Source organism: Aetokthonos hydrillicola CCALA 1050, from assembly GCF_017591665.1.
In the GTDB taxonomy this organism is placed as follows: Bacteria; Cyanobacteriota; Cyanobacteriia; order Cyanobacteriales; family Nostocaceae; genus Aetokthonos; species Aetokthonos hydrillicola.
On the sequence record NZ_JAAKGC010000134.1, the window covers coordinates 1 to 12,428 of the forward strand.

The 12,428-nt window shown below is 41.0% G+C and carries 11 protein-coding genes and 1 pseudogene; 8 read left to right on the plus strand and 4 right to left on the minus strand.

What is annotated here, in order from left to right; genetic code table 11:
- The 6 genes from G4P69_RS32855 to G4P69_RS32880 all read left to right on the plus strand — a co-directional run.
- Window positions 1-870, plus strand: an 870-nt coding sequence (locus G4P69_RS32855) for a general stress protein (RefSeq protein ID WP_390693666.1), incomplete at its 5' end; no start/stop codon positions are given.
- 216 nt (window positions 871-1,086) lie between these two features.
- Complete coding sequence (locus G4P69_RS32860; RefSeq protein WP_208340808.1) at window positions 1,087-1,551, plus strand: BON domain-containing protein; 465 nt, start codon at window positions 1,087-1,089, stop codon at window positions 1,549-1,551.
- Window positions 1,552-1,890: 339 nt separating this feature from the next.
- Window positions 1,891-2,340 carry a CAAD domain-containing protein gene (locus G4P69_RS32865; RefSeq protein ID WP_208340747.1) on the plus strand — a complete coding sequence of 150 codons (450 nt, stop codon included), beginning with the start codon at window positions 1,891-1,893 and terminating at the stop codon, window positions 2,338-2,340.
- 351 nt (window positions 2,341-2,691) lie between these two features.
- Window positions 2,692-3,102 (plus strand): hypothetical protein, encoded by a 411-nt coding sequence (locus tag G4P69_RS32870; RefSeq protein ID WP_208340749.1) that lies wholly within the window; start codon window positions 2,692-2,694, stop codon window positions 3,100-3,102.
- A gap of 141 nt (window positions 3,103-3,243) precedes the next feature.
- Complete coding sequence (locus G4P69_RS32875) at window positions 3,244-3,681, plus strand: glycosyltransferase family 8 protein (RefSeq protein ID WP_208340750.1); 438 nt, start codon at window positions 3,244-3,246, stop codon at window positions 3,679-3,681.
- Between the two features lie 244 nt (window positions 3,682-3,925).
- A complete protein-coding gene (locus tag G4P69_RS32880; RefSeq protein ID WP_208340759.1) occupies window positions 3,926-6,199 on the plus strand; it encodes a cation:proton antiporter domain-containing protein in 2,274 nt (757 codons plus the stop codon).
- Between the two features lie 171 nt (window positions 6,200-6,370).
- Here G4P69_RS32880 and G4P69_RS32885 read toward each other — a convergent pair whose 3' ends face one another.
- From G4P69_RS32885 to G4P69_RS39665, 4 genes are all read right to left on the minus strand, one after another.
- The gene (locus G4P69_RS32885; RefSeq protein ID WP_208340761.1) at window positions 6,371-7,549 is read right to left on the minus strand and encodes a phosphoserine transaminase; all 1,179 of its coding nucleotides are present in this window, start codon (window positions 7,547-7,549) and stop codon (window positions 6,371-6,373) included.
- A 116-nt stretch (window positions 7,550-7,665) separates the two neighbouring features.
- The gene (gene wecB / locus G4P69_RS32890; RefSeq protein ID WP_208340770.1) at window positions 7,666-8,727 is read right to left on the minus strand and encodes a non-hydrolyzing UDP-N-acetylglucosamine 2-epimerase; all 1,062 of its coding nucleotides are present in this window, start codon (window positions 8,725-8,727) and stop codon (window positions 7,666-7,668) included.
- Window positions 8,724-9,521, minus strand: a complete 798-nt coding sequence (locus G4P69_RS32895; RefSeq protein WP_208340772.1) for a glycosyltransferase family 2 protein — start codon at window positions 9,519-9,521, stop codon at window positions 8,724-8,726. Before G4P69_RS32895 ends, wecB begins: the two co-directional genes overlap by 4 nt.
- A 182-nt stretch (window positions 9,522-9,703) precedes the next feature.
- Entirely contained in the window at window positions 9,704-10,042 is a 339-nt protein-coding gene (locus G4P69_RS39665) for a hypothetical protein (RefSeq protein WP_243903116.1), read from the minus strand.
- Here G4P69_RS39665 and G4P69_RS32900 point away from each other — a divergent pair.
- A pseudogene (locus G4P69_RS32900) lies at window positions 10,022-11,707 on the plus strand (N,N-dimethylformamidase beta subunit family domain-containing protein); the annotation flags it as partial. The gene G4P69_RS39665 and the pseudogene G4P69_RS32900 overlap by 21 nt on opposite strands.
- Window positions 11,708-11,745: 38 nt before the next feature.
- Window positions 11,746-12,428: hypothetical protein (locus G4P69_RS32905; RefSeq protein WP_208354012.1), on the plus strand; the 683-nt coding region annotated here is incomplete at its 3' end.

Consider the following 12,428-nt stretch of genomic DNA (forward strand, 5'->3'; position numbering starts at 1 on the left):
CCAGAAAATCGTGCAAGAGTTTATAATGACCGGATTAACAGAGGCGATTACTTAGTAATCGTTGATGGTACAGACGATGAGGTTCGTCACGCAGAAGCAATCCTCAGACGCCATAACATTGACGAGTTTGATACCTTTGACCAACCTCATGGGCGCGATCGCGCAGTAGTAAATCCAGCAGTAAATGATTACCCAGCAGGAATAAGAAGAGCAACAAGAGCGATCGGTGTATTCCCACACCGTAGAGATGCAGAAGCAGCACTCACCGACTTGAGAGATGCAGGTTTCCCACTGAGCCAGGTATCATTAATTGCAAAAGATGTAGACCGCAATAACCCAATTGCAGGTGTAGAGCCCAGAACTGCTGGAGTGGGAAATAAAGCAGACGAGGGTGCAAAAGCAGGAGCAGCCACAGGTGGAGCACTAGGTGGATTAGGAGGCTTATTAGTAGGCTTAGGAGCCTTAGCAATTCCAGGAATAGGTCCAGTAATGGCAGGTGGTGCATTAGCCACAGCTTTAGCGACAACTGCTGCGGGTGGAGCTATTGGTGCGGCTGCCGGTGGTTTGACTGGTGGATTGATTGGGTTAGGAATACCAGAAAACCGTGCAAGAGTTTATAATGACCGGATTAACAGAGGCGATTACTTAGTAATTGTTGATGGTACAGACGATGAAGTTCGTCACGCAGAAGTAATCCTCAAACGCCACAACATTCAGGAGTTTGATATCTTCGACCAACCTGATGCTCGTATGGATAATGTCTCTTACGAAAGATCCGAAGTGAATACAACTCCGAAGAATTACGCAAGGCCTGTTGATTCAGACGATCCATCTGTTATCATCATTGACCATCGAGATGAAAAAGTTTAATAGCTTGTTTAACAAGCACTTTTTAAACTAGAAGTACAATAGCAAAATTAAATAGAGGAACAATGCAAATCCCTGCCTATGCAAGGTTTCTCTTCACCAACACTATTGCTTCAAAACAGTTCTACCAGCAACAGGCAAAGACACCTCAAGAGAACTCAGAAATTTGCTCCTCACTACACCATCATTTTCACCACTATCAAATTGAACATCAAAAATATGAAAAAGTTAACCTCGGTAATAGTTAGTAGTCTTTTATTATTTGGTGCTGTAGCTTGTGGAAATAATACTGCTAAAACCAGTGATGCAGCACCAGATAACCCCAGTACAGTTCCAAGCGAATCTCCTGGCACTCAAGCAACCCAGGCTGCACAAAAAGACGCTCAGAGTCAAACCCGTAGAAACCAACTTAATTCCGATATTCGTGCTCGTGAACAGCGCAATAATGGATTTAATGATGGAGGTGCTACCAATAGATCTGAAGATGCTATTGCAAGTGAAGTTCGTTCTAAGTTAGAAGCTAACATTCCTAATGGTCATTTGACAGTTAAAGCTGACAAAGGTGGTACAGTTACTGTAGGAGGAACTGTAACCAATCAGCAACAGTTAGCAAAGATTTCACCTTTGGCAAAGCAAATAAAAGGTGTTACAAAAGTAGTTGTTGACGCAAAAATCGGGAAGTAGAAAATTATAAGAAGGAGTCAGAATTCAGGAGTCAGAATGCAGGAGCAATAAGATAGGTATTTGAACCTGACTAATTGAATACATTGTGTAGACAGTAGAATTTTTAACCTGATTATTCAATTCATTCTGAATACTCGCTTCTGGCTCCTGAACTCTTTCCTACTCTAGAAGCTACCTGAAGAAGCTAGGTTTCTTCTATCGTCTATTTAGCAACAAAAGGTCTACTTAATAAAAACCAGGTTTCTGGCGAATAATGTGCTAGTCTTGGACAATTTGATTTATAAAGAGTCATTAGAGATATACACTATTGTTGTTGTAACTAAAAAAAATAGGAAACTTATGGAGAACGAACAACAGCCATCGCCATCAAACTATAGTGATTCGACCTCAACTGAACCTATTGCCTCTGCTGAAGTTTCAAAAATGGGTACTCAGCCCCTACTACCATCCGCTACTGGAGGTAACTCTCAATGGGAGGAAACTGCCAAGACAGCTTCTGACTTCTTGGCACAATTGCCTGAATATGTAGGTAGCTTTTTTAGAAGTTACAGACGACCGATTCTCACTATCGTTCTAATTTTAGCAGCGCTTGTCACATTTAGGATACTGTTAGCTTTGCTAGATGCAGTAAACGATATTCCACTAATAGATCCGGTTTTTGAGTTGGTTGGAATTGGTTATGTGACCTGGTTTATCTTCCGCTATTTACTCAAAACTTCTACTAGGCAAGAATTAGCTGCACAAATTCGTTCACTTCAAAATGAATTTTTTGGTGCAGAAGATTCGTAACATTTTCCATTGAATTTACAAATCGTTTTTTTATAAAACAGAATTCAGGAGTCAGGAGACAGGAATCAGAAAAATAAATACTGGTCAAAACCTCATCAGTTGTCGATGAAATAGAAGTTCAAATTTTTCTTAAAACACCATCCCTTTATGGGTGGTATATTCTGAATCCTGACTCCTGTATTCTGAGTTCTTTTATTTTAATAATTATTAGTAATGATATATCCAAAGATAGAAAAAAAAGTTGTAGCTCTAATTACAACTCACTTCTAAAGATAGTAAAATTTTTACATTTAACAGCTTAATGTAGTTAACAAAGGATTTTGACACACTATTTAATCAAGGACCTAATTTATGGCAGCTAATGAACCTGTTAAAAGAGCCGTAGACTCATCTGAGCGTGTTAACGATAATAATTACGATAGAGGAATTACTCCAGCCGAAACTGCTGCTCGGATGGAAAGAGAAGGGGAATTTTTTAAACACAAGCCGACAGAAGAAAGAGAAGCTAGTGCACCCACAAATGATCAAACTGATTCTGGCAGTATTCGTACAACTGACGGTTACACAGTAGATAAAGAAGGCTTAGTCAATAATTACCCCGTTGAACCTGAGATGTATTATGAGACACCAGGTGATGCTAGAAAAGAAGCACTAGAAGACAAAGCACAACGGACTCAAGAATTGAGAGAAGCAAACGAAGATAAGCAAGGCGAACTTACAATGGATTCCGATACACGGGGTAGAGGTCCTGGTGTTGTTTAATTACCACGCCTTGATCTGAACTATATCACAACATCCTATTGATGATTAGGAAAAAGCTCTAATCATCATTTTTTTATTGATCGGTTTTAATGTTAGCGATAAAATACCATAAATCTGAAGTTGACAAGGAATAGTTTTTCTGTGACTACCTCCTTTGATTCCAGTTCTATTCATGAACCAATTGTGATTATTTGTGCATCTGATGACAATTACTCAATGCCTGTTGCTGCAACACTGCGTTCGGCAATTGTTAACCTTAAAAGCCAACGCGATGTGAACCTGTTTATAATCGATGGTGGAATCAGCCGAGCGAATAAACGCAAGATTATAGAATCTATACCATCAAAACGGGCGAGTTTAAGCTGGCTTAAGCCAAAAAAGGCATTGTTCAAAAATATGCCTATTTCACAATCTATTACTATTGCCGCGTATTACAGACTTCTTATTCCTACTTTTTTACCACATTTAACAAAAGCTATTTATCTTGATAGTGACCTAATTGTCAGAGGTAACCTTGAGGCATTATGGAATCTTGATATACAAGAGTACTACGTGTTAGCAAAGACTGATGCAGAGTAATTATACTCGGTTCAAGCAGTTAATTAAACGTTTGATATATAGCAATCTTATTTAATTTTTGAAATATACAAGGGTGTGTTAGGATGAAGACCTTAACGCACTACCCCAAAATTTTGGTGCATTACTATACATTCCAAAGGCACATTTTTCCTCACACTACAAAGTTAGCTTTTAGATAGATGACCCACTCTCGCAGAGTAACGTAGATTCTCTTAAGAGAAGAATAACTAATTTTGATAAAGTAATGAATTTACTGCTTAACCCTATACTGGTAGCTGGTGCAGTAGTTGAAAAAGGTCTGATCAAGCCCCTCGGTCACAAGCCATTGCTTCTGGTATTACTAGAGTTAGCTTTGCTGCTTTTAGTTGCTAGAACTTTAGGCGAGTTAATGCGCCGAGTTAAATTGCCGCCTGTAATTGGAGAGCTACTTGCAGGTGTGCTTTTAGGTCCATCAGTATTTGGCTGGATTCTACCAAATGTACAAGGATATATTTTTCCTCACAGCCAGTCACAATCGGACTTAGTATCCGTTGTTTCTTGGTTAGGAGTCTTGTTTTTACTGATTGTAACTGGACTAGAGACAGACTTAAATCTCATTGTCCGCAAAGGCAAAACAGCACTGTTAATTTCGTTGGGAGGTATTATCGTTCCCTTCGTAACCGGGCTAGGGTTAGGTTGGTTTTTACCAGAGAACTTTTTAGTAAATCCTGATCAACGCTTAATCTTTAGTTTATTTATTGCTACCGCTATGAGTATCTCGGCGGTTCCAGTGATTGCTAAGGTGTTGATGGACTTGAAGTTGATTCGGCGAGATATTGGTCAAGTCACTCTGGCAGCGGGGATGACGGATGATACTATCGGTTGGATTTTGTTATCTGTTGTATCTGGTTTAGCCAGCAGTGGTAAATTTGATTTCCAGACTTTATTTAAGTCTGTAGGGGGAGCAGTACTATTTTTGGTATTTGCTTTTACTATAGGGCGATCGCTAATGGCTACGGTGTTGCGTTGGGTAGACGATTATATTGGTGGAGCTACAGCTAGTTTATCAGCTGTATTGGTTCTAGCGCTAAGTGCTGCGGCTTTTACCCACAACTTAGGAATTGAAGCTGCACTGGGAGCCTTTGTTACAGGAATTTTAGCAGGACAATCGCCGCGTTTCAGTCGTGAGGCAGGGCTGACTCTGGAGCTGATTACCGCTGGGTTTTTAGCTCCTATCTTCTTCGCAACAGCAGGATTAAAGGTCGATTTACTAAAAATGCTAGCTCCCGAAACTTTAAAAATTGGGCTACTTGTGTTGGCGATCGCCTGTTTTGGAAAATTCACTGGTGCATATATTGGTTCCCGTATTGGCGGCTTAAGCCATTGGGAAGGTATTGCAATGGGTTCGGGAATGAATGCTCGTGGTGCAATGGAGATTATTGTTGCGACTATCGGGGTTTCTTTGGGTGTCCTAAATCCCCAGATGTACTCGATTGTTGTAATGGTGGCGATTGTTACTTCGTTAATGGCCCCACCTTTATTACGATGGTCATTGTCTCATGTATCCATCGGTGAAGAAGAAGCACAACGATTGGAGGAAGAACAACAGGCAAGCCGCAGCTTTATTAAGCGTATTCGTCGTGTACTAATGCCTACACAAGGAGGCCCAAATATTACGTTAGCTGCCCAATTAATTAGTCATTTAGCTTATCAAAATCCTCTAGAAGTAACAGTTTTGTTTGCTAGGAGCGATAAAAAGCCTAAACAAAAATCAGCAAATGCAGTTGCTACTGCTGTTAAGGATTCTGCAGCCGAATCTGCCATTACTGCTGTAGAGCAGGAGTTTCGTCTTCCTGAGGATACACTGCTGCAAACAAAAGTTGCATCGGGCAACAATAAGGCTGAGGTAATTCTTAAAGAAGCTTGCAAAGGGTATGATTTAATTGTAATCGGTGCAACTGAAAGTCACCGTGTACGGGGTGCTTTATTCAGTTTGCTAGTTGATCGGGTGGTTCAAGAAGCCCCTTGTCCCACGATGGTGGTGAAGTCGAATCTATCCCAAACTCAGAACGAGATTATTGATCCAACTGGTTATCATAAAATAGGTCATATTCTTGTACCGACGAGCGGTAACGAGTACAATGAACACGCTGTTGAAGTTGCTAGTGCGATCGCTGCTCAGACTGGAGCAGTTATTACGATAGTTAATGTGATCCACCGAACTCAGCAGGAATATATTTTGTTTGAAGAGCAGACTAGACACTCAGTGATGGAGATCGCTCAACAAATCGTGCATCAGCACGCGGATATTGCACAGGGCTTGGGTGCGATCGTTAAAACTGAAATTCTCACAGGAATTCCAGAGTATGAAATTCTCAAATTTGCTCGTACTAGACAAGTCGATTTGATCGTTCTTGGTAGCAGCGTGCGTACAGTATCAGGTCGGGCATTTTTTGGTCATCGTACTGATGCTATTCTTAATAAGGCCGTTTGTCCTGTTGCCGTAATTACGCTATCTGGCAACCCGAATTACTGTTAAGCTGTTACGCATTTAATTTTTATATACAACGCGGGCAAGATGCCCGCACTACAATAACTTTACGCTTTTGTCTCATACGATCTAGCTGTATACCAGTTTAATCTTTCGTCATGGACTTCTGCAATAGGGTGCGTTACGCTACGCTAACGCACCGAAAGTTGGAACAGTGCGTTAGTGTTCCCCAACTACTTCAGCTTTAACAGTAGCGTATGCCCAATCTAACCAAGGAAGTAAAGCTTCAATATCTGAAGTTTCCACTGTAGCTCCTCCCCAAATTCTAATCCCAGGAGGCGCAGATCGGTAAGATGCTATATCAAACGCAACAGAATGCTTCTCTAAAATTTTAGCCAGTTTTTTAGCAGATTCTGCCTGCTGTTCTGAAGTTAAACCAGTAAACCAAGGATCAACAATCTTGATACAAATCGACGTACAAGAGCGTGTTTCTGGTTTCTCCGCTAAAAAATCTGCCCAGTTGCTTTGCTTAAGCCAGTTAGCGATCGCTGCGAGGTTTGCTTCACTACGGTGGATTAATGCTGGAAGTCCACCTATTTTTTCTGCCCAGTTTAGCCCATCAAGCGCATCTTCTACACACAGCATGGATGGGGTGTTAATTGTATCTCCTTTAAAAATACCTTCGATTAGTTTACCTTTTTGCGTTAAGCGGAAAAGTTTCGGTAAAGGCCAAGCAGGTTGATAGCTTTCTAGACGCTCAACTGCGCGGGGAGAAAGCACGATAACACCATGTTGTGCTTCCCCACCCAATACCTTTTGCCACGAATAGGTAACAACGTCCAGTTTATCCCAAGGTATATCCATAGCGAATACGGCAGACGTGGCATCGCAGATTGTAAGTCCAGCCCGATCTGCTTTTATCCAATCGCCATTAGGTACCCTAACACCTGAAGTTGTACCATTCCATAAGAACACGACATCTCGGTTAAAGTCAACCTCGTCTAGATTTGGTAAAGTGCCATAAGGTGCTTTAAGAAGACGTGCATCAGGTAACTTTAACTCATCAACAACATCTTTAACCCATTCCTGACCAAAGCTTTCCCAAGCTAAGATATCGAGAGGGCGTTGTCCAAGTAATGACCATAATGCCATTTCTACCGCACCTGTATCTGATGCAGGAACAATACCTAAGCGATAATCAGCAGGAACACCTAAAATTTTCTTGGAGCGTTCTATAACTTCTGCTAACTTCGCTTTGCCAGCACTAGAGCGATGGGAGCGACCTACACACGCATTTTTTAGCTCTGCTACAGTCCAGCCGGGACGTTTAGCACAAGGACCAGAGGAAAAATGTGTAGTGTGCGGTAACTTTGATGGAGGTGTAAGGTGATTTGACATCAGTGTTTGTGTGCGGTATCCGGTAGGTAATATTTCATAAATCTTACTTTATCGCACCCTGAAGTATGAACGCACTGGTTCCTTTTTATTTTTGACTTTTAATTTGCTACACCCGCTTAGTAGTTTACCATGATGTCAGTAATTTTACTGGCGGTATCACCGTCGCCATATAGTGTTGGTAATTCAGATGGGTAAGCAAAGTTAGCGATCGCAGAACTTAAAGCTTCTGGTTGTACCAGTTGATTCCAACCTAGTTCTAAAGTCTCCTTCCATTCGGTTTCGTTGCGGATTGTAAAACAAGGTTTACCAAAAATATAAGCTTCTTTCTGTATACCTCCAGAGTCTGTTACTATAGAGCGACTTGCGCTTTCTAGTACAAGCATATCAAGGTAACTAACTGGTGGAATAACCACAATTGAGTCTGTTTCCAAATAGTGACTCAAAGACATTTTACGAATTTGACTTTGAGTTCGAGGATGGATAGGAAAAACGACTGGAAAATCTAATTTTGTAAAACTTCCCAGTATAGAACTTAAACGATCGCTATCATCTGTATTACTCGGTCGATGGATAGTAGCAAGATAAAAGTTATCAGGAGTCAGTTGGTACCTTGCCAGAATATCAGAAGTTTGCTTTGCTGTAGCGTGATAACTTAATATTGCGTCTTTCATCACGTCACCAACTAAGTGGACTCCTTGAAAAATTCCCTCTTGCTCAAGACACTGAACGGCAAGAGGTGTAGGAGCAAACAAAAGCTGCGAAAGATGGTCAGTAACAACCCGGTTGACTTCTTCCGGCATCTGCCGATTAAAACTTCGCAGTCCTGCTTCTATGTGAGCCAGTCGAATATTGAGCTTTGCTGCCACTAAAGCACCTGCCAGAGTAGAGTTAGTATCTCCATACACACAAACCCAATCTGGTTGTTTTTCAAGCAAGATTTCCTCTATTTTCTCCATCATTCTACCTGTCATCGCTCCATGATTTAGGCTATGAATATCTAAGTTGTAGTGAGGTTGAGGTAAGTCTAAGTCTTGAAAAAAGATATCAGACATCAATGAATCAAAATGTTGTCCTGTATGAATAATGACTTCATTGATTCCTGCTCTTCTAAAAGCAGTGCTGACAACAGATGCTTTAATAAATTGTGGTCTAGCGCCCAATATAGTAATGACTTTCATAAATTATTTTTAGTATATTTATACTGCATTAATCGTCCGTTTTTCTTTTGAAGGAATTGACGAATGATAAGTTTACCTATATACTGTAGATGGCTTCTAACAACCCTTGCAACACGTAGCTTAGATTGGCCATAAACTCGGTTTGTCAATTCAGTTGGATACTCTGCGACTTTATATCCGCATAACATGGCTTCAGCGACAATTTCTACAAGACCAAGAAATCCTGGGTATGTAACCTGTATTGTTTCCATTACTTCCCGACGGTAGGCTCGGAACATACTCGTATAAGTATAAAGCTTTTGGGGCAACACTAATCTATAAATTTGTGATAACCCTTTACTTAGGAAAAGACGCCAACCAGGAACATTTTTGACTCTACCTTTTGGATGATAAGGAGATGCCGTAGCAATATCAACATCTCCTTGCATCAAATCCAATAAATAGATAAGATATTCTGGATCGTAAGTACAATCGCTGTCTATTGTGCAGATAATATTTCCCGTAGAGTGAGAAAAACCTGTTCGTATTGCTGCTGAAAGACCTTTGTTTTCAGGATGACGGATTATCTTTGCTTGTTGACTGAACGCCTGCTCTAGCTTTATGAAAGTATCGTCAATACTACCATCATCAATACAAATAAGTTCGACTGATCTTGTTGAGCGCAGTTTTGCCAACACTGGAAGCAGTTTTTTCTCTAAAGATTCGATTCCCTCAGATTCATTAAAGCATGGAACAATAATGCTTACTGATTCCCGTGTTCTTCTGTGTTCAAGTTCTAAACCTTGTAAATTCATTTTTTTGGCTCCATTGTGAGAATAAACAGTTATAAAAAACCCTCCCTTAAGGGAGGGTTTTAGAGGTAGATATGGTAAGATCATGAGAATCTTACGGAGGCCGTACGCACCAACTGTGGTTTATGGATTTGAAAATTGCTGTCAACTAAGAAGAACGTATGAAAAGTTAGGTTTGATTGCTGCTAAGCACGAGAAAAGGTAATGTGTTCAGCATCAAATTTCCTGACAAATGAGAGAACACCAGTTCTGATATCTACAGTGAATAGAGAATTAGTCGACTCATAATTAGGATTAGCAAGAGCATAAAATTGACCTGATGAAGAAATTGCTAAGCTCAACAAGTCATTGCCCAAAGGCTCATTATCATAACTCAACTGCACGACTTTAGTAACTGATTTATTTGCCAAATCCAGACGGACCAAATCTGTAGCACCTTCTCTACCCAGACTAGTAGCATAAATTGTTCCGTCTTGTGCTTGAGCAAGATTACTGTAGCGTCGTTGAGAATCAAGTTTTGGCAACAGCAGGCTCTTAGCACTCCTCTAAGCATTCAAGCTAACACCACTTATGTGGTCACGGTCAATGCTAATCTGTATTTTGCATCCACTAGCAACAACGCCTTAGCAACTTCCATTGTCAATGCTGATCTCAAAACAGTTGCCGACGGTAATAATGGTGTGTTCGGTGCTCTGGGTTCTTTTCCCACTAATTCCTTTCAAAATAGCAACTATTTCCGCGATATCGTCTTTGTCCCTTCATCTACGACGACTCCGACCAATCCCATTGTTATAGAAAACCAAAAAGCTGGCACAACCAACTGGAAGATCACTAACCAAGCATCAACTGAAATTGCTGGTTATGCCTCAGCCACAAGTGTGAATAAAGGTGGCTCTATAGCTTTCAAAGTTTCTTTGGCAACACCAGGATCGTTCACAATTGATGTGTATCGCTTAGGCTACTACGGAGGTAGTGGAGGTAGGTTGGTAACCAGCATTGGCACACTAAGTGGTATTACCCAACCAGATTGTACAATCACTGACACTACTACCAAACTTGTAGAATGTAACTGGTCAACTTCTTACACGCTTTCTGTTGGCTCTGATTGGACTAGCGGTCTGTATATTGCCAAGCTAATTGAGTCTAGTAGCGGTAAACAATCTCAAATATGGTTTGTTGTTCGTGACGACAGTAGGAACTCTGATGTTTTGTTCCAGAGTAGCTTCAATACTTTTCTGGCTTACAGCAACACCGGTGGTTACAGCTTGTACGGATTTAATAGTATCAATGGTCAAGCAGCGCTAAAGGTTTCTTACGACAGACCATTCTCTGAAACAACAACTCTGACTGCTGAGTTCAATAACTTACTGCGTTGGGAGTACAATATGGCGCGTTGGTTAGAGTCTCAGGGTTATGATGTAACTTATGTGACTAATGTAGATGTTCACTCAAACTCCCAGTTATTGAGGACGCATAAGGCATTCCTCTCAGTGGGTCATGATGAATACTGGTCGCTAGAACAGCGCAATAATGTTCAGAACTCTCGCGATGCAGGAATAAATTTAGGGTTTTTCAGTGCGAATAGTGCCTACTGGAGAGTACGGTTTGAGAACTCCAACACTGGGGTAGCGAATCGGGTGATGGTTTGTTATAAGGCTGCAGCAACAACTTCTGAGCCAACTACAAAGTTCCGTGACCCAATCAACAATCTACCAGAAAGTGCCTTGTTAGGAGTGATGTACATCGGTGATATTGATAATGTCTATGCTGGGTTTGACTTTGTGATTCAAAACAGTACCGATTCCTATTACGCTAATACTGGTCTGAAAAATGGTGATAAACTCACTGGGCTAGTAGGTTTTGAATGGGATGCAGTCAACACAAACGCTTCTCCAAGCGGACTGGTTACTTTGTCTAACTCGCAAACATTGAACACCCTATCATCCAGTGACACTCAAGGTTTTCCATCAGGAGCGAATCCTCAAGTATCAAATGCAGTTCGTTACACTGCGCCTAGTGGAGCCAAAGTGTTTTCAACAGGCTCGATTCAATGGGTATGGGGGTTAGACAGCGATGGTGTGACTAATCCTCGTGAAGATAATCGTGCTAAGCAAATTGCTGTCAACGTCTTAGCAAGTATGGGTGTTAAACCTTTAACTCCAAGCTCCTTCATTGTTGTACCTGCATAGTTGAAACCATCTGATTATCAGTAGTTAGAATGTGACTTATGAATCTAAGAATCCCACGTAGACGATTTGGCCAGTTGGCGATCGCCAGTGCCGCAACAGCTGCAATTGCAAACTTGGCGGGTAAGGTTGTTGCACAGTCTGCTCCAGAAAACCTTTATGGTGCAAGCGTCTCTACAAACAACACAACATCTAATATCAACACAACCCCGAACATTAGTATAAAAAAGTCCAACGTCACAACTGGTCAACAGCTATCAACTTCTGAAGTTCCATCAACATCTGTTAGCAACGCTAGCACACCTGTTGAAACTACTAACAAATCTACTTCAACTCAGCCTAGCGATCGTTTAACTGGTTTGACGAGCCTATCTGATGGCACACTCGCTAAAACCAGTGTCTCTAGTTCTAAAGAGGGTAATGTTACTCAATTGATAGTGACAGATCCTAATACATCTAAGACAACAAAGACTCTAAAACTTTCGGGGTTTTCAAATAAAAATAGTACGGTTGAAAGTATAGTAGCAACTAAAAACGATACCCTTTTGAGTATTATTAGTCTCAATCAAGGGGTTACTCCTTTTGATTTAGGGACTATTGACCGTACAACAGGTAAAGTGAGTGACAGTAATGCTGCTGGGTTGCCAAAACTTGATTCTCAACGACGCTACAGTAATCTTGCTCAAGCACAAGACGGAACAATTTATGCTACTAGTCTGGGTAG

Excerpts from the sequence above, each read along its gene's own strand:
- G4P69_RS32860 (WP_208340808.1), top strand. The coding sequence starts at position 1,087 with ATGAAAAAGTTAACCTCGGTAATAGTTAGTAGTCTTTTATTATTTGGT.
- G4P69_RS32865 (WP_208340747.1), top strand. The coding sequence starts at position 1,891 with ATGGAGAACGAACAACAGCCATCGCCATCAAACTATAGTGATTCGACC.
- G4P69_RS32870 (WP_208340749.1), top strand. The coding sequence starts at position 2,692 with ATGGCAGCTAATGAACCTGTTAAAAGAGCCGTAGACTCATCTGAGCGT.
- G4P69_RS32880 (WP_208340759.1), top strand. The coding sequence starts at position 3,926 with ATGAATTTACTGCTTAACCCTATACTGGTAGCTGGTGCAGTAGTTGAA.
- G4P69_RS32885 (WP_208340761.1), bottom strand. The coding sequence starts at position 7,549 with ATGTCAAATCACCTTACACCTCCATCAAAGTTACCGCACACTACACAT.
- wecB (WP_208340770.1), bottom strand. The coding sequence starts at position 8,727 with ATGAAAGTCATTACTATATTGGGCGCTAGACCACAATTTATTAAAGCA.
- G4P69_RS32895 (WP_208340772.1), bottom strand. The coding sequence starts at position 9,521 with ATGAATTTACAAGGTTTAGAACTTGAACACAGAAGAACACGGGAATCA.